Source organism: Ferrigenium sp. UT5 (assembly GCF_045866295.1).
Classification (GTDB): domain Bacteria; phylum Pseudomonadota; class Gammaproteobacteria; order Burkholderiales; family Gallionellaceae; genus Sideroxyarcus.
In genome coordinates, this window is the sequence record NZ_BAAFRY010000003.1 from 1 (window position 1) to 19,654 (window position 19,654).

15 protein-coding genes and 1 pseudogene are annotated in these 19,654 nt (G+C 61.3%); 6 read left to right on the forward strand and 10 right to left on the reverse strand.

Annotated elements, in window-relative coordinates; all coding sequences use genetic code 11:
- Positions 1–117: 117 nt before the first annotated feature.
- Complete coding sequence (locus ACKTSJ_RS01465) at positions 118–276, forward strand: hypothetical protein (protein ID WP_407896675.1); 159 nt, start codon at positions 118–120, stop codon at positions 274–276.
- A gap of 34 nt (positions 277–310) precedes the next feature.
- Here ACKTSJ_RS01465 and ACKTSJ_RS01470 read toward each other — a convergent pair whose 3' ends face one another.
- Positions 311–967 carry a thiopurine S-methyltransferase gene (locus ACKTSJ_RS01470; protein ID WP_407896677.1) on the reverse strand — a complete coding sequence of 219 codons (657 nt, stop codon included), beginning with the start codon at positions 965–967 and terminating at the stop codon, positions 311–313.
- Positions 968–969: 2 nt separating this feature from the next.
- Positions 970–4,851, reverse strand: a complete 3,882-nt coding sequence (gene purL / locus ACKTSJ_RS01475; protein ID WP_407896679.1) for a phosphoribosylformylglycinamidine synthase — start codon at positions 4,849–4,851, stop codon at positions 970–972.
- A 76-nt stretch (positions 4,852–4,927) separates the two neighbouring features.
- On the opposite strand from purL, the gene ACKTSJ_RS01480 reads away from it, so the two are divergent.
- The 4 genes from ACKTSJ_RS01480 to ACKTSJ_RS01495 all read left to right on the forward strand — a co-directional run bounded on the left by ACKTSJ_RS01480 (position 4,928) and on the right by ACKTSJ_RS01495 (position 7,582).
- Positions 4,928–5,836, forward strand: a complete 909-nt coding sequence (locus tag ACKTSJ_RS01480; RefSeq protein ID WP_407896681.1) for an NAD(P)H-hydrate dehydratase — start codon at positions 4,928–4,930, stop codon at positions 5,834–5,836.
- Entirely contained in the window at positions 5,797–6,378 is a 582-nt protein-coding gene (locus ACKTSJ_RS01485) for a DUF2937 family protein (RefSeq protein WP_407896683.1), read from the forward strand. The genes ACKTSJ_RS01480 and ACKTSJ_RS01485 overlap by 40 nt, the downstream gene beginning before the upstream one ends.
- On the forward strand, positions 6,375–7,130 hold the full coding sequence (locus tag ACKTSJ_RS01490; RefSeq protein WP_407896685.1) for a fused MFS/spermidine synthase: 756 nt from the start codon (positions 6,375–6,377) through the stop codon (positions 7,128–7,130). The genes ACKTSJ_RS01485 and ACKTSJ_RS01490 overlap by 4 nt, the downstream gene beginning before the upstream one ends.
- Before the next feature lie 119 nt (positions 7,131–7,249).
- Positions 7,250–7,582 carry a DUF2934 domain-containing protein gene (locus ACKTSJ_RS01495; RefSeq protein WP_407896687.1) on the forward strand — a complete coding sequence of 111 codons (333 nt, stop codon included), beginning with the start codon at positions 7,250–7,252 and terminating at the stop codon, positions 7,580–7,582.
- Between the two features lie 25 nt (positions 7,583–7,607).
- Here ACKTSJ_RS01495 and ACKTSJ_RS01500 read toward each other — a convergent pair whose 3' ends face one another.
- The 5 genes from ACKTSJ_RS01500 to ACKTSJ_RS01520 are packed head-to-tail and all read right to left on the reverse strand — an operon-like array spanning position 7,608 to position 14,504.
- Positions 7,608–7,919: a DUF190 domain-containing protein gene (locus ACKTSJ_RS01500; RefSeq protein WP_407896689.1), complete on the reverse strand. Its 312-nt coding sequence runs from the start codon at positions 7,917–7,919 to the stop codon at positions 7,608–7,610.
- A 1-nt stretch (position 7,920) separates the two neighbouring features.
- On the reverse strand, positions 7,921–8,310 hold the full coding sequence (gene crcB, locus ACKTSJ_RS01505) for a fluoride efflux transporter CrcB (RefSeq protein ID WP_407896691.1): 390 nt from the start codon (positions 8,308–8,310) through the stop codon (positions 7,921–7,923).
- A gap of 9 nt (positions 8,311–8,319) precedes the next feature.
- Positions 8,320–9,762: a metalloprotease TldD gene (gene tldD, locus ACKTSJ_RS01510; protein WP_407896693.1), complete on the reverse strand. Its 1,443-nt coding sequence runs from the start codon at positions 9,760–9,762 to the stop codon at positions 8,320–8,322.
- A complete protein-coding gene (locus tag ACKTSJ_RS01515) occupies positions 9,759–10,631 on the reverse strand; it encodes a carbon-nitrogen hydrolase family protein (protein ID WP_407896695.1) in 873 nt (290 codons plus the stop codon). The genes tldD and ACKTSJ_RS01515 overlap by 4 nt, the downstream gene beginning before the upstream one ends.
- A 36-nt stretch (positions 10,632–10,667) precedes the next feature.
- On the reverse strand, positions 10,668–14,504 hold the full coding sequence (locus ACKTSJ_RS01520; protein WP_407896697.1) for a YhdP family protein: 3,837 nt from the start codon (positions 14,502–14,504) through the stop codon (positions 10,668–10,670).
- Positions 14,505–14,580: 76 nt separating this feature from the next.
- On the opposite strand from ACKTSJ_RS01520, the gene glnE reads away from it, so the two are divergent.
- A complete protein-coding gene (gene glnE, locus ACKTSJ_RS01525) occupies positions 14,581–17,301 on the forward strand; it encodes a bifunctional [glutamate--ammonia ligase]-adenylyl-L-tyrosine phosphorylase/[glutamate--ammonia-ligase] adenylyltransferase (protein WP_407896699.1) in 2,721 nt (906 codons plus the stop codon).
- A gap of 1 nt (position 17,302) precedes the next feature.
- Here glnE and ACKTSJ_RS01530 read toward each other — a convergent pair whose 3' ends face one another.
- The 3 genes and pseudogenes from ACKTSJ_RS01530 to ACKTSJ_RS01540 form a co-directional block, all read right to left on the reverse strand.
- Entirely contained in the window at positions 17,303–18,646 is a 1,344-nt protein-coding gene (locus ACKTSJ_RS01530; RefSeq protein WP_407896701.1) for an adenylate/guanylate cyclase domain-containing protein, read from the reverse strand.
- Between the two features lie 121 nt (positions 18,647–18,767).
- On the reverse strand, positions 18,768–19,259 hold the full coding sequence (locus ACKTSJ_RS01535; protein WP_407896703.1) for a low molecular weight protein-tyrosine-phosphatase: 492 nt from the start codon (positions 19,257–19,259) through the stop codon (positions 18,768–18,770).
- 43 nt (positions 19,260–19,302) lie between these two features.
- Positions 19,303–19,644 (reverse strand): annotated as a pseudogene (locus ACKTSJ_RS01540) (transposase); the annotation flags it as partial.
- Positions 19,645–19,654: the final 10 nt, after the last annotated feature.

Genomic DNA, 19,654 nt, shown 5'->3' on the forward strand with positions numbered 1-19,654 from the left:
CCGCAGGCAGAAGTCCAGCTTGCAACAAGGCCGGATATAAGACTGCAGCCGATTTCTGGTTTTACCAAAACACGACAAATCTCTTGCTAAACCGGGAGGCGTCCATATAAGGCAAGCATGAGTCCATCCGACCACGATCAGAAAGCAACCCCGCCTGAGGGCGACCACGACGGCAAGACCGTCATCCTGCAACGCTGCCCAAAACATGGCACGCTGTTCATGCCGGGCGAAGTCTGCCCGGCCTGCGCCAAGGAAAAAACATCCTCCGGCAGTTGAAAACGCGCGGGACTCCGGGCAGCTATCGCCTGGCCTACTTCAGCGTCAGCTGAAAAATGTTCTCCTGCAGCCGCGTCATGCCGCGCTGTTTGAAGCGCGGATTCTGCTCCAGCACATTCTCCTGCGCCAGCAGCCGCATCTCCGCGTGCTTGCCGTAGAGCGCTTCAACCTCGTTCGCCGATACCGCAAACGGTGGCCCCGGCATTTCTTCCTGTGGATAGTCAAAAGTCACCAGCAATATCCGTGTGCCGCTTGGCAAAATCTCCACCAGATGGCGCGCATAGCGTGCGCGCATCTCCGGCGGCAAGGCCACCAGCGAGGCTCGGTCATACACCGCGCCAACCTGCGCCATATCGGCCTTGGTCAGATCGAAGAAATCGCCGCACAGGATGCGGATACCCTCTGCCTCGCAGCACGCGAACCTGTCCGTGTTCGAATGCGCCGGTGCCAAACCCTGTTCGCTGAAAAAGTCGCGTACCGCGATGGCACTCAACTCCACCCCCAGCACCTTGTACCCCTGCTGACGCAGCCACACCATATCCTGGCTCTTGCCACACAACGGCACGAATACCTCGCCGCCCTGCGCCGCATGTAGCTCGCCCCAATACTTCAACAGATACGGATTGATCTCGTTCTGATGGAAACCGATCTCCGCCCGCTCCCAACGCTCCAGCCAGAATTCTTTTTTCATGGCTAGCCCACCCACTTCCGCGCATTCTGGAACATGCGCAACCAAGCGCCGTTCTCCTGCCATTTTTTCGGATACCAGGAATTCTGCACAGCGCGAAACACGCGCTCGGGGTGCGGCATCATGATGCTGAAGCGACCGTCCGGTGTGGTGAGGCCGGTGATGCCTTGCGGTGAACCGTTCGGGTTGAGCGGATAGGTCGTCGTCGCTTTGCCGTAGTGGTCGATGTAACGCAGGGTAACGACATCCTGTGCAGCGTGCAGGCGCTTGGTGTTTGTGAAGTCGGCATAGCCTTCGCCGTGTGCGACGACGATGGGCATGCGGCTACCAGCCATGCCGTCAAACAGGATGGAGGGAGATTCCTGCACTTCCACCATCACGAAACGGGCTTCGAATTGCTCCGACTGGTTGCGCGCGAAGTGCGGCCAGTGGGCTGCGCCGGGAATGATCTCGTGCAGGTTGCTCATCATCTGGCAACCGTTGCATACGCCCAATGCGAAGGTGTCATTGCGCTTGAAGAAGGCTTCGAACTCGTCACGCGCACGCGGGTTGAACAGGATGGATTTCGCCCAGCCCTCGCCCGCACCCAGCACGTCGCCGTAGGAGAAGCCGCCGCAGGCGACCACACCCTTGAAGTCGTCCAGTTTCACACGGCCCGCGATGATGTCGCTCATGTGCACGTCCACCGCCTGGAATCCGGCGCGGTCGAACGCAGCCGCCATCTCGACATGGCCGTTCACGCCCTGCTCGCGCAGGATGGCCATCCTGGGACGCGAAGTGAGCAGCGCCGGGGCAACGTTCTCGTTCACGTCGTAGCTCAGCTTCACATGCAGGCCGGGGTCTTTCGCGTCGAGGATGCGGTCGTATTCCTGTTGCGCGCAGGCCGGGTTGTCGCGCAGCTTCTGCATCTGCCAAGTGGTCTCGGACCACATGCGGCGCAGCACGATGGCGTTCTCGCTGTACAGCTTGTCCTTGGCGCGCATCACGTTGAGCGTGCCGCCGGTGTTGAGCCAGGCCACTTCGTGCACGTTGACCAAGCCGGCTTCTTCGCACAGCACGAAGATGTCGGCCAGGTCGGAGCGGCGCACTTGCACCAGTGCGCCCAGTTCTTCGTTGAACAGCACGGCGAGGTCATCACCCTTGAGGTCGTCCAGACGGATGTCGAGACCAACATGCGAGGCGAAACTCATCTCGGCCAGTGCGACAAACAGTCCGCCGTCGGAACGGTCGTGATAGGCGAGCAGCTTGCCTTCGCGGTTGAAGCGCTGGATCAGGTTGAAGAAGGCTTTCAGCGTGTTTGCATCGTCCACGTCCGGTGCGATGTCGCCCACTTGTTTGTACACCTGCGCGAGTGCGGAACCGCCGAGGCGGTTCTGGCCGCAGCCCAGATCGAACAGCAGCACCACGGTGTCAGTGTCGGCCACCAGTTGCGGGGTGAGTGTCTTGCGCACGTCCGGTGTGGGTGCGAAAGCGGAGATGATCAGCGACAGCGGTGCGGTGACGGTCTTCTTCTCGCCGCCCTCTTCCCATGCGGTCTTCATCGACATCGAGTCTTTGCCCACCGGGATGCTGATGCCGAGTTGCGGGCACAGCTCCATGCCGACCGCTTTCACGGTGTCGTACAGCGCGGCGTCTTCGCCATGGTGACCGGCGGGGGCCATCCAGTTGGCGGAGAGTTTGATGTCGCCGATCTTGGCGATCTGCGCAGCGGCGATGTTGGTGATGGCTTCGCCGATGGCCATGCGACCGGAGGCCGGTGCGTCGATGACTGCGATGGGGGTGCGTTCGCCCATGGCGAAGGTCTCGCCCGCATAGGTGTTGTAACCGAAGGTGGTGACGGCCACGTCGGCCACCGGCACCTGCCACGGGCCGACCATCTGGTCGCGCGCGGTGTAGCCGCCCACGGTGCGGTCACCGATGGAAATGAGGAATGTCTTGTCGGCCACAGAGGGCAGACGCAGCACGCGCTCGGCGGCGTCCTTAATGCTGATGCCGGAGGTGTCGAACTTGCTCAGCGCGACTTTTTCGCGCTTCACGTCGCGCGTCATCTTGGGCGGCTTGCCCAGCAGCACGGAGAGCGGCATATCGACCGCGTTGTTGTCGAACTCGTTGTCGTGCACCACCAGACGGTCTTCGTCGACCGCGGTGCCGAGCACGGCGAATGGGCAGCGTTCGCGTTCGCACAGGGCCTGGAATTCTTCCAGACGCTCTGCCGGGATGGCGAGCACGTAACGCTCCTGCGCTTCGTTGCTCCAGATCTGCATCGGCGACATGCCGTGCTCTTCACTCGGCACTTCGCGCAGTTCGAAACGCGCGCCCATGCCGCCGCCATGCACCAGTTCGGGCAAGGCGTTGGAGATGCCGCCCGCGCCCACGTCGTGGATGCTCAGGATGGGGTTGTTCTCGCCCATCTGCCAGCAACGGTCGATGACTTCCTGCGCACGGCGCTCCATCTCGGGGTTGCCGCGCTGCACGGAATCGAAGTCCAGGTTCTCGGCATTGGCGCCAGTGTCCATGCTGGATGCCGCGCCGCCGCCCAGACCGATCAGCATGCCGGGGCCGCCCAGCTGGATGAGCAAGGCCCCCTTGGGCAGGTCGGATTTCCTAGTGTGTTTGTCGCTGATGTTGCCCACGCCGCCGGCCAGCATGATGGGCTTGTGGTAGCCGCGTACCTCGCCGTTCACCTTCTCTTCGAAGGTACGAAAATAACCGGTGAGGTTGGGACGGCCGAATTCGTTGTTGAACGCGGCGCCGCCCAGCGGGCCGTCGATCATGATCTGCAAGGGCGAAGCGATGCGGCCCGGCTTGCCGATGGCGTCCGATTCCCATGGCTGCGCGAAGCCGGGGATGTTGAGGTTGGATACGGTGAAACCGGTGAGGCCCGCCTTGGGCTTGGAGCCGATGCCGGTCGCGCCTTCGTCGCGGATCTCGCCGCCGCTGCCGGTGGCCGCACCCGCGAACGGGGCGATGGCGGTCGGGTGGTTGTGCGTCTCCACCTTCATCAGGATGTGGGTGCGTTCCTTGCTGAATTCGTAGCTGCCGTCGGCACGCGGATAGAAGCGTTCGAAGTCGCCGCCCTTGATGACGGAACAGTTGTCCGAATAGGCGATCACCGTGCCTTCGGGGTGCAGCTTGTGCGTGTTGCGGATCATGCCGAACAGCGAGATGGCCTGATGCTCGTCGTCGATGATCCAGTCGGCGTTGAAGATCTTGTGGCGGCAGTGTTCGGAGTTGGCCTGCGCGAACATCATCAGTTCGACGTCGGTGGGGTTGCGGCCCAGCTTGCCGAAGTTCTCCACTAGATAGTCGATCTCGTCCGGCGACAGCGCCAGGCCCAGGGCCTTGTTCGCAGTCTCCAGCTCGGCCTTGCCACCCCCGAGGATGTCCACCGTGGTCAGCGGTTGCGGCGTGCCATGCTGGAATATCTTCTCTTCGATACCGGCCATGTCGAACACGACGGACTCGGTCATGCGGTCATGCAGCAAGGGCAACACGGCTTGTTGTTCGGCGGCGGTCAATGCCTTGCCGCTCTTGCTCTTCAGGTAGTAAGTCACACCGCGCTCGATGCGCATCACCTGCGGCAGCGCGCAGTGGCGGGCGATGTCGGTGGCCTTGGACGACCAGGGCGAGAGGGTGCCGAGGCGCGGCACGATCAGCACGGACTGTGTTCCAGCCTCGACCTTGGGCGCACCATCCTGTTCATCCAGCCCCAGCAGGCGATCCAGCAGGGCGGTCTGCGCCGCGTCCAGTTCAGCGGACAACTCGGTGAAGTAGAAATGGCGGGTAGCTTCAAGCGTGATGCCGCAACCGGTCGCGCCCAAGGCGGCGCGGAGCTTGTCGAGACGGAAGGCGGAAAGGGCGGATTTACCAATCGAAGTGCGGAACATGATTCGGTCACTTTAGGGCGTTGACGACGGGGTGTGATTATAATGCAGCCGCTTTGCGAAACCCGAGGAATCCAACATGGACAGCACACGTCAGACACCCATCACCCGGAAGCAGGTCGCCGCCTTCCTCAAACCGCGCGCGCGCGACAGCCACAAGGGCATGTTCGGCACGGTCACCATCATCGGCGGCGCCAGCGGCATGGTCGGTGCCGCGCTGCTGGCGGGACGTGCGGCGCTCAAAATGGGCGCGGGTTGTGTGCATGTCGGCATGCTTGCGGAGAACGCGCCGGCAGTCGATTCGTTGCAGCCGGAGCTGATGCTGCAAACTGCCAGTGATGCGCTTAAACACCTCTCCCTCCCCAACCCTCCCACGGGTGGAGAGGGGGAAAAAACGAAGAACACGGTTGCCTCCCCTGTGCTGGTGATCGGTTGCGGTCTGGGACAAAGCCTGGCGGCGCAAAAGCTGCTGTATGACGCCTTGCGGCTCGATGTGCCGCTGGTACTGGATGCCGATGCGCTCAATCTCCTTGCACTGCGCCCCGACCTGCGCAGCATGCTGCCTCCCCGCAAAGCGCCCGCCGTGTTCACGCCCCATCCCGGAGAGGCTGCACGCCTGCTCGGTTGCAGCACCGAAGCGGTCCAGAACGACCGCGCCAGAGCGGCGCTGAGTCTGGTGCAAAAACTGGGGGGAAGCGTGGTGCTGAAGGGTGCGGGCAGCCTCTGCGCCACGCAAAACGGCAAGCTGTATCTCAACCAGACCGGCAATCCCGGCATGGGCGCCGCCGGCATGGGGGATGTACTGGCCGGCATGATCGCCGCCTTCATCGCGCAAGGGCTGAGCGGCGACGAGGCGCTGCTGCTGGCGGTGCATTTGCACGGTGCCGCGGGCGATGCGCTGGCCGAACAAGTCGCCACCCTCGGCATGAGCGCGACCGAAGTAACGGAATGGGCGCGCTGGCTGCTGAACCGGATCGCGCCGCGCTGAACATCACGATGCGGAACATCCTCCACCGCTATCTGCTGGTCATTGTCGCCTGCGTCGCGCTGCTGGCCGGTTTGCAAATTCCAAATCTGGTCGATCAATACGAGAAGCGCGTGGATGCGCACCTGCGCGAAGTGACGGCCAATCTGCAGCCCTTTCAGGAGATATCGAACAAATACTTTGGCGGCGACTTGAACGGGTTGCTGGCGTTGCATCGCAACAGTGACCAGGCATCGTTCCGGGAAGAAGGCGCGGCACTTGAAAAAATGATGCAGCGAAAACTGCGTTTCACGCAGGAACGGGCGGCGCTGCAGGTCAGCCTGCCGCTGAAAGCGCTGCATGTGATCTTTCATGCCGACCAAGAAATGATGGATGAGGTGCTGGGCCAATACAGTTATGCCGTGCCGCTGGACCGGGATGCGCTCACCTTCGGCGCCGGCAGCGCGCTCGCCATGCTGCTGTTGGTGGAACTGGCGCTCGCGCTGGCGCGAACCGTTCTCGCCAGGATCGTTGGTACGGGCTCCGCCGCCGCCAAAGCGCCATGAGTTTCCCCATCGACATCAGCGAAGAGGCGGGTGTCCGCTATCTGCATTTCGGCTCGCCCTGGATCCAGGGCGCGATGCGCATCGCGCGCCCCTGGAATCTGGAACTCGACTACACCAAGGAGATGATGGCGCCACTGCTGCTGCGCGACGAGCGGCGATTCCCGCGCAAGGTGCTGCTCATCGGCCTGGGCGCCGCCTCGCTGACCAAATTCATCTATCGCAATCTGCCGCTGGCGCATCTGACCATCGTCGAGATCGAACCGCGCGTGGTGACGGCAGCCAAACAGTATTTCAAACTGCCGGAGGACGACAAACGCATCCATTTGGTGATTGCGGATGGCGCGCAATACATCCTGGGCTCGGACAAGAAATTCGACCTGATCCTGGTCGATGGCTTCAACGAAAAGGCGCGCCCGGGCGAATTGAACACCCTGCCGTTCTATCAGGCGTGCCGCGCCCGCCTGACCGCGCAAGGCATCCTGGCGGTCAATCTGATCGGCATGGCGCGCGGCGTACAGGATAGCTTTGCCCGGATTGCCGCCGCCTTCGACGACCGCACGCTGATGTTTCCTTCCTGCGACAGCGGCAACGTCATCGCCTTCGCCAGCGCCGGCGATGCCATCGAAATCGCGCTGGAAGACCTGCGCGAGCGCGCCGCCGAATTGAAGGCAAACAGCGGGCTCAATCTGTTGCCGACCATCACCCGGCTCGAACAATCGACCACGTGTGCCGGCGGCCTGCTCCAACTGTAACGGCCCTGTAACGCAGATATCACAAGGCTTCGGGAGGAATCCCGGTATAATCACGCCCATCGAACAGGGTTGATGACACTCCCCGGCATCGAGCAATTTAATCTTTAAGGAAATACATCATGGCAACGAGCAAGAAAGCAAGCGCAGCAACGACCACCAAAAAAGCCGCGAGCAGCAAGACCGCCACAGAAAAAGTAGCGGTCAAGAAAACCGCTGCCAAACCGGCCGCCAAGGTCCCCGCCCCCAAGGCTGCAGCAGCAAAAACGGCCGCGCCTGCGGCCGCCAAAGCTGCAGCGCCCCGCAAGGCAGCCGCCCCTGCGGCACAGGAGCGCTATCGCATGGTGCAGGATGCCGCCTACTATCTGGCGGAGAAGAACGGATTCAAGGGTGGCGCGATGGATTACTGGATTGAGGCAGAAGCGCAAATCACCGTATTGTTGTCCGGCAAATAAGCCTCTCCAATGAGGGCTGCCCCGTTCAGGTCAGTCCAGTCTCCACGGCATAACGCACATAAGGCAGCTTGATCTTCTCCGCCCGCAAAGTGGCGAGAAGGCTTTCTGCCTGTGCGCTGTCGAGCACGAATTCCACCTGCAGCGGCAGTTCACCGCCCAGTTCGAAGAAGGTTTCTTCGTGCAGATGGCCGTGCCGGCCAAAACCGGCGACCGCACGGAACACCGACCCGCCCGGCACACCCTGTGCCCTGGCGTGCTCCAGTACCCATTCATACAACTGCTTGCCCTGGTGGTGCTGCTTCTCGGTCAGGTAAAACTTGAGATAGACGCTTTGCATATCAGCCTCCGGCTTGTAACCATTTGAACGTCTGCATCCCGAATACCGTCATCAGCAACGAGCCGCCCAGATGGGCCGCGATGATGCCCATGCCCCAGGCATATTGTCCGCGCAGCAGCAAGGTGACGGTCTCGGCGGAGAAGGTGGAGAAGGTGGTCAGTCCACCGAGGCAACCGGTGATGACGAACAACCGCCATTCCGGAGAAAGCCCGGGATGCTGCATGAAGAAGGCGACCGCGATGCCGATCAGGTAACCCCCGATCAGATTGGCGACCAGCGTGCCCGGCGGCAGTTCCGGCAAGGCTGGATTGAGCCACAAGCCGAGGCCCCAGCGCAGCCAGGCGCCGCAGGCAGCCCCGAGTCCGACAGCGAGAAAAGCGTAAGCGCCCATCGCCCTATCCTAGGCGGTTCCGCCCACCGTCAGACCATCGATGCGCACCGTCGGCTGGCCGACGCCGACCGGCACGCTCTGCCCTTCCTTGCCGCAAGTGCCGACCCCGGGATCGAGCGCCATGTCGTTGCCGATCATGCTGACCCGGGTCAGCGCTTCGGGGCCGTTGCCGATCAGGGTCGCGCCCTTGACCGGGTAACTGATCTTGCCGTTCTCGATCAGGTAGGCCTCGGTCGTCGAGAACACGAATTTGCCGCTGGTGATATCCACCTGGCCGCCGCCGAAATTGGCTGCGTACAGACCGTGTTTCACCGAGGCGATGATTTCTTCCGGCGTCTTGTTGCCGTTCAGCATCATGGTGTTGGTCATGCGCGGAATCGGCAGATGGGCGAAGGATTCGCGCCGCGCATTGCCGGTGACCGGCACCCCCATCAGACGCGCGTTCAAACTATCCTGCAGGTAGCCGCGCAGGATGCCGTCTTCGATCAGCACCGTGCGCTGGGTCGGATTGCCCTCGTCGTCCATGTTGAGCGAGCCGCGCCGGTCGCCAATCGTGCCATCGTCCACCACCGTCACGCCTTGCGCTGCCACGCGCTGGCCGACCCGGCCGGAAAAAGCCGAGCTGCCCTTGCGGTTAAAATCGCCTTCGAGGCCATGTCCGACCGCTTCGTGCAGCAGGATACCGGGCCAGCCCGAACCCAGTACCACCGTCATGTTGCCGGCCGGCGCGGGGCGCGCGTCCAGCGCCACCGTTGCCTGGTGTACCGCCTCGTGCGCGTAGCGCTGCAGCACTTCATCGCTGAAGTAGGCATAGGAAAAACGACCGCCGCCGCCGGCCGAACCCTGCTCGCGCCGGCCGCCGCTTTCGACGATGACTTGCAGCGAAAGGCGCACCAGCGGGCGAACATCGCCATTCAGCAAGCCGTCGCCGCGCGCCACCAGCACCTCCTCGTATTCGCCGGAGAGATTCGCCATCACCTGGGTGACGCGCGGATCGAGTGCGCGCGCCATTTTTTCCAGTTTTTCCAGCAGCGCGACCTTTTGCGCCGCCTCCAGCGTGGCAATCGGATCGTGCGGCAGGTACAGGCGGTGGGCCCGCGCCGGATGCAGATGGGCCGCTTGCTGTTTGCCGCCCTGGCGCGCGATGGCGCGTGTTGCCAGCGCCGCTTCTTCCAGTGCGCTCAAGGTGATGTCGTCGGAATAGGCAAACGCGGTCTTGTCGCCGCTCACCGCGCGCACGCCGACGCCCTGGTCGATATGGAAACTGCCCGATTTGACGATGCCCTCTTCCAGCGACCAGCTTTCGGCCCGGCTGTACTGAAAATAAAGATCGGCGTAATCGACACGGTGCGCCAGCATCCGGCCGAACACCTGTTGCAGATCGCGCATGCCGAGTCCGTGCGCGTCAAGCAGGGTGTGCTGTGCCCGTTGCAATGCCGTGCGACCGCTCATGCCCGGTCGCTGTAGGCGCAAGAGAGGTTGCGATGGGACAGGGCAGGCAGGCTGGTACGCAGACTCTTTTGATACGAGGGATTCACTTCGGCGATCACCACACCGGAACCGCGCGGCAACTCGTCAAGGATGCGCCCCCACGGGTCAACCACCATGCTGTGGCCGTGCGTCTCGCGCCCGCTCACGTGATAACCGCCCTGCCCGGCGGCGATGACATACGCCAGATTCTCGATGGCGCGGGCGCGCACCAGCGGCTCCCAGTGCACCTTGCCGGTCGTCGCCGTGAAAGCGGAGGGCAGCACAAGGATGTCCGCATTCTGCATGGCGCGGAAAAGTTCCGGAAAGCGCAGGTCGTAGCACACGGCCAGACCGATGCGCCCGAACGGGCTGTCCACCACCACCACCTGGTCGCCCGGTTCGATGGTCTGCGCTTCGTTGTAGCTTTCATTGCCCAGGGTCAGATTGAACAGGTGAATCTTGTCATAGCGCGCCACCTGCGCGCCGGATTCGTCAAAGACCAGCAGGCTGTTGCGCACCTTGTCCGAGGCCTCCGCCACCAGCGGCAGCGAACCCAGCAGCCAGATCTTGTGCTGGCGCGCCTGTTCACGCATGAATTGCTGAATCGGCCCCTGCCCCTGCGCCTCGCGCACCTTCACCTTGTCCAGTTCGGACATCCCCATGATGGCGAAAAATTCCGGCAGCACCACCAGTTTCGCGCCCTTGGCGGCGGCATCGGCAATCAGGCGGCGCGCTTCATTCAGATTACCTTCCACCTTGGGTCCGGATGCCATCTGGATGGCGGCAACCTTGAATGCTTTTTGCTGCGCGGCAATGCGCAACTGGGTTGAATCGAGCGAGCTTGATGACATGATATTTGTTTCTTTCCCGTTTAATGCGGTCGATGATTATTCATCCGGATTGTCTGGCGTCGGTTTGCTCGAACCCTTACGCTCGACCACCGGGTCAGCCCAACTACCGCTTATATTGTAGTCAAATGCCACCAGCTTATCGAGCGGGTTGCGCAATAATTTGTTGGCCAGCAACACCCCAACGCCCACCACCGGCCCGGCCGCGAAGGACAGCAGCGAAACATTGTCACTCACTGCGGGAAATACACGCACCCGAAGTTTTTGGGTCTCGCGTGTAATATCCACCTCACCGCGCAAGGTGACCCTGGCCGAACTCCCCATCATCGTGAAGTCCTCGGTTTTCAGCATTCCACTCTCGATCAGCGCCAACCCGGAAATTTTATCGAACTGAAAACCCGGACTGAACACATCGGTGAAATCGAGCGAGACGCGTTTGGGCAAGGACTGCAAACTGAGCACCCCCAGTAATTTTCCTGCCCCGGGGTTCAGTTTCAAAAAACGCCCCTTGCCCACGTTGACCCGAATTGACCCAAAGAGACTGGGATAATTAAACGCATCCGGCGCCCCCTGCCAGGTCAACACCGTCTCGAATACGCCCTTGGCGCCCGTCACACTGTCCGGATAACCGGAGCGCCCGAGTAATTTCCCGGCATCGATAATTTCGATCTTTATATTGACCTGTGTTTCGTCCTTGCCCGTACGCCAGCGCCCATTGGCCTCGACCAGCGCATCGGGGTTGGTCAGACGTAACGAGTTCAGCACGACATCACCCGCGTCTCCTTCCAGCGTCACTTCCAGATTGCCCAGATGTTTCCCCTTCCAGTGCAGATTCTCGACAGCCATGTCGATGACCGGTATTGAAACAGGCCCCACGGTCCGCGCGCCGATTGGCTGAGGTGGCGCCGCGTCAACCGCCCCGCCCTCGCCCAGTTTCAATTGTTTTAAACGCACCAGAAGTTTGCCCTGATCCTGGGGCTGCCAGATCAGGTCGCCGTTGACTTCAGGCGATGCCAGTCGCGTGCTGACCAGGCCATTACGGCCGCTGCCGCGTATCGAGAGGTCATTGAATTGGCTGTCGAACCCGGTCACTTGATCCAGGGTTACGTCGATACCGGCGATGTTGGGCAGCACGCCTTCGCGCTGCGGCAAGTCCGACCAGCCACTCCAGCCCTGCAACTCAAGGCGCGGCAGGTGGCCCGAAATCCAGATCCCCTCACGGGCATCCGGTTTGATCAGTTGGCCCAACACGATGTTACCGCGTCGAATCTCCCACTCGCCTTCGGCGGTCCCGGTTCGCAGCAACTCAGCCTCGAATATCTCACCATAACGGAGTCGCAGGCTGTCTTGAAGGGCATCGATATCCTTGAGCTCGAAGGTTAAATCGCTTTTTTGCTCCGCCGATTTATTGAAAGGGACAGGCAAACCGGAGGCCAATCCGCGCAAATCGGATTTCACCTGCACATCGACCCGTTTGTCGCGCACGCGAATTTTTGCCTGCCAGTCGGTCTTCCCATGCAGCTTGCGCAACAGCGGGTAGCTGTATCGGGCATGCAGACTGTCGGCATCCAGAGTGCCGTCCGCATCAATCAGGAGCGTCCCCCCTTCTTTGCTCAAGGATAGACGCGCCGGACCGCCCAACACACGGGCCGTAATGTTCTGTGCCTGAAGCGTTTCATTGCTGAACGAAAATTCACCTTGCACACCTTCCAACAGGGGAAGGTGCGGCCCCAGATCCAGCTCGTTGTCGTCGATGCGATAGCTGCCCCGCACGCTGGCCGGACGACTCTGGCCCAATGGAATCGACAGATGCAAGCTGAGCGCACCCTTCCCGCGCGCCTGGAATCGATCGGTGTACTCGCCCAGATACGCGCCGACCGGACTGTGGTGGATGTAATCGATGGCTTGCTGTGTATCGCCCGCCGCCGCGCCGTCCACCTCCATCAAGAGCCCCTCCCGCGCAAGCGTATCCGGTATGGCGACACGCACATTTTGCAGGGCGACTCCGGCTGTCATGGCGCGCACGGATTTGACTTCCAGCACCTTCCCTTGAATCAACAAATCCGCCTGTGCCTGCTCGATGCGCGGCCAACCCGGCACAAATTCGATCGCAACATCTTTGGCCCTGGCCGTGATTCTGAACAAACCGGTTTTGCCATCCGCAAACGGAAAATCGCGCAAATCACCGCGCACACGAAGTTGAAACGCATCGGCCAGACCGCCTTGCAGGCCGGTCTGCAACCAGCGGTAAGTCGCATCGCCGAAAGCATGCGGCGGAATGTAGCGCGCGGCATGGGATACCGCTACCCGCGTGAGATTGACAGTTAGGTCAGATACACCCGGACCTTCCCTGTCCAGCTGATAACCACCAACGAGTGTCCCGGCCAGGTCCGCGTTGGCAACGCGCATATTGTTCAGCTTGAGCGCCCAGCTCTGCCCGGAAATTCGTTGCCAGTCAAGCTGGCCCGATACGCGATCGAACTGGAGCGGTTCGGCCAGAAAACCCGGCGCCTGGATGTTGAAATCACGGCTATCCAGCACCAGCACCCCATCGTTTTCATTGCCATCGACACTTCCGCTCAATCCGGAAAATCCGGGCAAATTGCCGACCTGGCGCATGGCGACTTGCTCAAACTGTCCCTGCACCTCATAGCGCATCAATTTTTCGATATCACCCTGCCAGCTTGCATGCAGATTACGCACCCGGCCTTGCGGCGCCCATTCGGCCACCCGTTTTTTGACGGACTCTCCAAGCGGCAGATAGTCAAACAACAGCCCGATATGGGAAAGATCAATGGCATTTGCACTCACCTCACCCGAGGCCGAGCGATAGCCGTGTTTGTCATTCCACATGAGCAAAAAATTGGTTGGCGGCAAGGAAAACCCGTCCTTCAGCCGCAGGGAAAAAGCGGTCGCGGAGATCTCGAATCCGCGGTTCAGACGCCGCCAGCCCAAACGCCCCTTCATCCGGCGCACCGAAAGTTCAGGCAATTCGCTTCCCAGCCTGGCCTGCACATCCTGCAGATTCATCTGGGCGTCCATCGCGGCAACCTCGCCTTGCGCCAATTGCAGCGACACCGTCAAGTCGCCATTGCCCTGCTGCAGGCTGGGCGGCAAGTCCAGCCACGCGCGCCCGGCAGCGACATGCAGGCGAGTCAGGTCGGCCCGCATTTCGCCATGCCAACTTTGGCGTGCAGTAAAGTCATCCCCGTGCAGATCACCTTGCACTTCGACCGCCGCAGCCAATATCGAAGACGGCTCGGCACGGAATATGAACTGATGATGATCGAGAAAATTAGTTATCGTTAATTCGACGCGTTCGAAAGCCAGTGCCGGCGCGCCGCGCATTTCATCCTGCCAGATGGCACGGCCATTGCGGATCACGATCTGTCTCTGCCGCAGCAGCCAGTCTGCCGTGCCGGGATCGAAGGCGGCAGAAGCCTGCGCCTCGGACTGGATGCCGGCCACATACAGTCGGCCGGAAACATCGCGCCGGATCATGATCTGCGGGCGATCCAGTTGCAGGCTGTGGAAACGCAATTCGCCAAACAGCAGGCTGCTCCAGGCCACCGTATTGCGCATCGCGGGCAATTGCAACGCCACCTTGTTGTGATCGTCACGGAGGTTGACCTCGGACAACAATAAACTGGGATGCAGCCCATCCCAGCCCGCTTCGATGCGCGCGATCGTCAGCGGACGACCCAGCGCCGCAGTGGCTGCAGCTTCGATATCGCCATGGAATCGTTCGATGTTCGGCATCACCCAGTACTGCAACATCAGCGCCGTACTGATGCCCAGCACCAGCACGAACAAAAGCAGGATGCGCGCCGCATACCAGACACTGATCGCCGTATGGCGCAGCATGATTTTCAGCATGGTTTGATGGCGTCCGACATCGCGCGCAAGGTTACATAACAGGGCAACATGAAAAGCTATAATGCTTCAACAATAAATGAACCCGTGCATTCTAACCGAACCGATGCACCCCACCTTGCCAATTACCGATTTCGATGCCTTGCTCGCCCGCGCCCGGCAGTGCAGCCATTATTTCGCGCGCCTGCTCGACGCCGAACCGGCGTGGCTTGACCGCTTGCGCAGCGACTACCGGCAGACCGTCGCCCCTGCGCTGATCGCGCGCTGGCTGGATGAATTGCCCGCCGGCAACGAAGCCGAGCTTGCGCGCGCCTTGCGCACCCTGCGCAAGCGGGTGATGCTGCACCTGATCCTGCGCGACCTGGGCGGTCTGGGTGATTTGGCCGAAGTGACCGGGGCGATGACCGCGCTGGCCGAACTCGCCGTGCAACGCGCGCAGGGACTTTGCATGGACGCCCTGACCGCCCAATTCGGCCAGCCGCGCGGCGCGGACAGCGGGACCGCACAGCAAATGCTGGTCATCGGCATGGGCAAGCTGGGCGGCGGCGAACTGAACGTCTCCTCCGATATCGATCTGATCTTCGTCTATCCCGAGGAAGGCGAGTCGGACGGCGCACGCAGCCTGTCCAATCACGAATTCTTCGGCCGCCTCGGGCGCCGCATCATCGCCCTGATCAACGACCTGACCGCCGACGGGTATGTGTTTCGCGTCGACATGCGGCTGCGTCCTTACGGCGACAGCGGGCCGCTGGTCATGAGCTTCGCGGGACTGGAGGCGTATCTGGTCGCGCAGGGGCGCGAATGGGAACGCTATGCCTGGATCAAGGCGCGCGTGATTTCGCCGGTGCAGAATGCGCGTCTCGCCGAGCTGGAGCAGTTGGTGCAACCCTTCATTTATCGCAAATATCTCGATTTCGGCGCGTTCGATTCAATGCGGAAACTGCATGCGCAGATTCGCGCCGAAGTGGTGCGGCGGGAACGCCAGCAAAACATCAAACTGGGCGCCGGCGGCATTCGCGAGATCGAATTCATCGCCCAGGTGTTCCAGTTGATCCGCGGCGGGCGCGACCCGCAACTGCGTATCCGGCCGACGCGCGAGGTGCTGCGCCTGCTGGCCCAAACCGGAGAGTTGCAGCCCGCCGTGGTGCAACGTCTGGACGACAGCTACGTCTTCCTGCGCAATCTGGAACATCGCCTGCAATATCTGGAAGACCAGCAGACGCAGATGCTGCCGGAAAGCGCCGAACAGCGGGCAATCGTCGCACAGGCGATGGGCTATGCCGACTACGCCGCCCTGCTTGCGGTGCTCGACCCCTTGCGCGCCTTCGTCAGCGCACAATTCGAGACCGTGTTTGGCAGCAAGCAGGAGACCGGCAACGAATCCCTGTGGCAGGAAGGCGGCGACTGCGAAACGCTGACGGCGGCTTTGGCCGAACTGGGCTATGCCGAGGCGCCCGCGCTGGCCGGGCTGCTGGTTCAGTTTCGCGGCAGCAACCGCTATCAACAGTTGCCCGAAAACAGCCGCCAGCGCATGGACAGTCTGGTTCCCCGCTTCATTCGCTTATGCGCGGAAGCGCAAAATTGCGACAACGCCCTGCGCCGTGCACTGACGCTGCTGGAAACCATTGCGCGCCGCGCTTCCTATCTCGCCTTTCTCGCCGAATATCCGCAGGCCCTGCCCGGGCTGATTCATATCCTGGCGGCCAGCGCCTGGGCCGGCGACTACCTGGCGCAGCATCCCATGCTGCTGGACGAACTGCTCGACACGCGCGAACTGTACATCGCGCCCGACTGGCCGCAACTCGATGCGCAACTCGGCGCGCAACTGGAAGCGCACAGCGGCGACACCGAACGCGAAATGGACGTGCTGCGCCAGTTCCAGCAGGCTCAAACGTTCCATCTGCTGGTCATGGATTTGCAGGGAGTATTGCCGCTGGAAAAATTGAGCGACCACTTGAGCGACCTCGCCGACCTGATCTTGCGCCACGTTCTGCGCCTGTGCTGGCGCGATTTGCGACAGAAGCACCGCGCGCAGCCGCGCTTTGCCATCATCGCCTACGGCAAGCTCGGCGGGCGGGAACTGGGCTACGCCTCCGACCTTGATCTGGTTTTTCTGTACGACGATGACCAGCCCGATGCCGGACAGATCTACGGGCGTCTGGCGCAGCGCATCAATACGCTGATCTCCAGTCATACTGCGGCCGGGCGCTTGTATGAGGTCGATCTGCGCCTGCGCCCGAACGGCGAGAGCGGACTGCTGGTCAGCTCGGTCGAGGCCTTCGAGACCTACCAGCGCGAGCATGCCTGGGTGTGGGAGCACCAGGCGCTGACCCGCGCCCGTTTCTGCGCCGGCGATCAAGCGGTCGGGGAACGTTTCGAGCGGATTCGCCGGGAGATCCTGTGTCTGCCGCGCGACACGGCGCAGCTGCAACGCGAAGTGCTGGAGATGCGGCGCAAGATGCACGACGGACACCCGAACCACAGCGACCTGTTCGACATCAAGCACGACAGCGGCGGCATGGTCGATATCGAATTCATGGTGCAGTTCCTGGTGCTGGCGCATGCCGCGCGCCATCCCCAACTGACGGCAAACAGCGGCAACCTGGCGCTGCTGCAGACCGCAGCGGAACTGGGGCTGATCGACCGGGAAAACAGCGGAAGGCTGCGCGATCTCTATCGTGAATTGCGCCGGCTGCAACACCGGATGCGCCTGAACAACCAGTCACCCTGCCGCATCGAACAAGGCCTGCTGGACACGCGTGCCGTATCCGGATTGTGGCGACAACTGCTGGGCACCTGATTCAGGCGACGGCGGGTGCGCCGTCCTGCGGCGGCAGGCGATAGACATTGTTCTTGCCGGAACTGCCCGAGGCATCCACCCGGCCGACCAGGCGATACGAAACCATCTCGCCCTTGCCCTTGATGTTCAGCACGTTCGGCGGCTCGAACAGGAAGTCATGGCGCAGACGGTTGTAGGTCAGCTTGTCGGCCAGAATGTGGCCTGAACGGGCATCATCCGTCAGGCGGCTGGCAATGTTCACTGTATCGCCCCACAAATCGTAAATGAAACGTTTGGTGCCGATCACCCCGGCCACCACGGGGCCGGTGGCGATCCCCACATGCACGCCGAGTTCGAGTTTTGCAGCAAGCGGATGCCTGGCCACGAAATCCATCATTTCCAGGGCCATGTTCACCACATCGTGCGTATAGTCCTGGCGCTCGCGCGTCAACCCGCCCACCACCATGTAGGCGTCGCCGATGGTCTTGATCTTTTCCAGGCCATGTTTTTCGGTTAATTCGTCGAATTCGGAAAACAGGTTGTTCAACAGGCCAACCATCTGTTCCGGCGACATCTGCTCGGTCAGCTGGGTGAAGTTGACCAGATCGGCAAACATCACCGTGACATCGGCATAGCCGTCCGCAATCAGCCCTTCCCTGCTTTTCAGGCGTTCGGCGATGTTTGCCGGCAGCACATTGAACAACACCCGCTCCGAGCGTTTCTGCTCTTCCGCCAACAGCGCATGCTGCTGGTCGAGCTGTTGTTTGATCTTTTCCGTCTCGACCACAAAGTAGCGCACCAGGAAATACAGGATCGAAGACATCGCCGCGAAATTCAGGGCGAAAAACAGGCCGATGGTATTCATCGGGATGCCGCCAGAACCGCCGGCTCCAAGTACGTAGTCAAAGAAACCGGACAGCACGGTCAAAACCATGTAGGCAAAAAACCAGGGGATGGACTCGCGCCAGCCCGACACCACCAGGGCCCCGATCGGAGCCAGCAAGGCCCACAGCGTCACGCCGCTGGAAGTCACCGAACTGCCCATGCTCCACTGCATGATGAAGGGGGCGAACAGGAACAGGGCAAGCTGGATAAAGCGCAGGACGGCGAAATTGCGGGTCTTCATGTAGTACACCAGCGAACCCACTGATATCACCTGATAACAGAGCGGCACATTGCTGGAGAAGTTGACCCCCATCGCCCAGTAGATTGCCAGCCACAGCATGACGGCAAACGTCATGAAAGCCGCGGCGAAGATGAGCAGACTCTTGTGCAGCTTGTCTTCCTGCGTATCCATCACATCCGGCCTGATGTCCTGCGAACTGATATGGTGCGCCACACAACCTCCCTTGGTTACGCTTGGCATGATTACATGAAGACGCAGTAAATGGAATATGCAGAACCGAATGATTGCTGGAATTCTGTATGTCGTCGAAGCGCTCCGGTTCGCACGCAATAGATGATCCGGGCTTATCTGCGAGGGAGCATCAGAGCCGATGCTGCGTGCGCAAATGTTTGAGCAGACCCACCGCCGCATCCTCGACCATGTCGAGCACCCGTTCAAAACCCACCGCGCCGCCAAAATAAGGATCCGGCACTTCGCGTTCATCGTGCCGCTCGGCGAATGCCAGAAACAGCCCGAGGTGGCTTTGCGCTGCGTGCGGGCGCACGTGCTGCAGGCGGGAAAGGTTGGCGTTGTCCATCGCCAGTACATAATCGAAATGCAAGAAATCCTTTGCTTCGACTTGACGCCCCCGCAATTGGCTCATGTCATAACCGCGCTGCTTCGCAGCCCGCTGCGCACGCGCATCAGGTGCCTCGCCGACGTGATAGTCATGCGTTCCAGCGGAATCGATGTCGATTCTGTCCTGGAGCCCAGCCTCCTGGACGCAGTGCCGAAATACCGCTTCCGCCGTGGGTGATCTGCAGATATTGCCCATGCAGATAAAAATTACACTAATTTTTTCTCTGTTTTTCATGTGGTTGCAATTGTTATTGTCCAAGTAAATCCGCAACCTCTCACCCGGTGAAGCGCCGTTCGTGCCTGGGAATGAGGAGGGGTTCGAAGCGGCCCTGCCGGTCGCGCGGAACGTCGATCCGCAACGGGCCATCTTCCGTCAGTACCGTTTTGCCACTGACGCCGTTGCGCTGATTGTCGGCGCCTTCCGGCTCGGATCCATGCGCATAACCCAGGTGATAGCCGAGTTCGGCACCCAGTGCTCGCTCGATCAGCGCCTTTTTAAACGCCGTGGAAGCGGCATTCACCGCCTCGGCGGTCATCGGTCCGCTGACCATCTGGTCAATGCGTTCCTTCGGAATGGGCGGCAGAACCGCAGCTTGCTTCTTGCTCGTTTTGCCTGGCATACATGTTCCT

Excerpts from the sequence above, each read along its gene's own strand:
- ACKTSJ_RS01465 (WP_407896675.1), top strand. The coding sequence starts at position 118 with ATGAGTCCATCCGACCACGATCAGAAAGCAACCCCGCCTGAGGGCGAC.
- ACKTSJ_RS01470 (WP_407896677.1), bottom strand. The coding sequence starts at position 967 with ATGAAAAAAGAATTCTGGCTGGAGCGTTGGGAGCGGGCGGAGATCGGT.
- purL (WP_407896679.1), bottom strand. The coding sequence starts at position 4,851 with ATGTTCCGCACTTCGATTGGTAAATCCGCCCTTTCCGCCTTCCGTCTC.
- ACKTSJ_RS01480 (WP_407896681.1), top strand. The coding sequence starts at position 4,928 with ATGGACAGCACACGTCAGACACCCATCACCCGGAAGCAGGTCGCCGCC.
- ACKTSJ_RS01485 (WP_407896683.1), top strand. The coding sequence starts at position 5,797 with ATGGGCGCGCTGGCTGCTGAACCGGATCGCGCCGCGCTGAACATCACG.
- ACKTSJ_RS01490 (WP_407896685.1), top strand. The coding sequence starts at position 6,375 with ATGAGTTTCCCCATCGACATCAGCGAAGAGGCGGGTGTCCGCTATCTG.
- ACKTSJ_RS01495 (WP_407896687.1), top strand. The coding sequence starts at position 7,250 with ATGGCAACGAGCAAGAAAGCAAGCGCAGCAACGACCACCAAAAAAGCC.
- ACKTSJ_RS01500 (WP_407896689.1), bottom strand. The coding sequence starts at position 7,919 with ATGCAAAGCGTCTATCTCAAGTTTTACCTGACCGAGAAGCAGCACCAC.
- crcB (WP_407896691.1), bottom strand. The coding sequence starts at position 8,310 with ATGGGCGCTTACGCTTTTCTCGCTGTCGGACTCGGGGCTGCCTGCGGC.
- tldD (WP_407896693.1), bottom strand. The coding sequence starts at position 9,762 with ATGAGCGGTCGCACGGCATTGCAACGGGCACAGCACACCCTGCTTGAC.
- ACKTSJ_RS01515 (WP_407896695.1), bottom strand. The coding sequence starts at position 10,631 with ATGTCATCAAGCTCGCTCGATTCAACCCAGTTGCGCATTGCCGCGCAG.
- ACKTSJ_RS01520 (WP_407896697.1), bottom strand. The coding sequence starts at position 14,504 with ATGCTGAAAATCATGCTGCGCCATACGGCGATCAGTGTCTGGTATGCG.
- glnE (WP_407896699.1), top strand. The coding sequence starts at position 14,581 with ATGAACCCGTGCATTCTAACCGAACCGATGCACCCCACCTTGCCAATT.
- ACKTSJ_RS01530 (WP_407896701.1), bottom strand. The coding sequence starts at position 18,646 with ATGCCAAGCGTAACCAAGGGAGGTTGTGTGGCGCACCATATCAGTTCG.
- ACKTSJ_RS01535 (WP_407896703.1), bottom strand. The coding sequence starts at position 19,259 with ATGAAAAACAGAGAAAAAATTAGTGTAATTTTTATCTGCATGGGCAAT.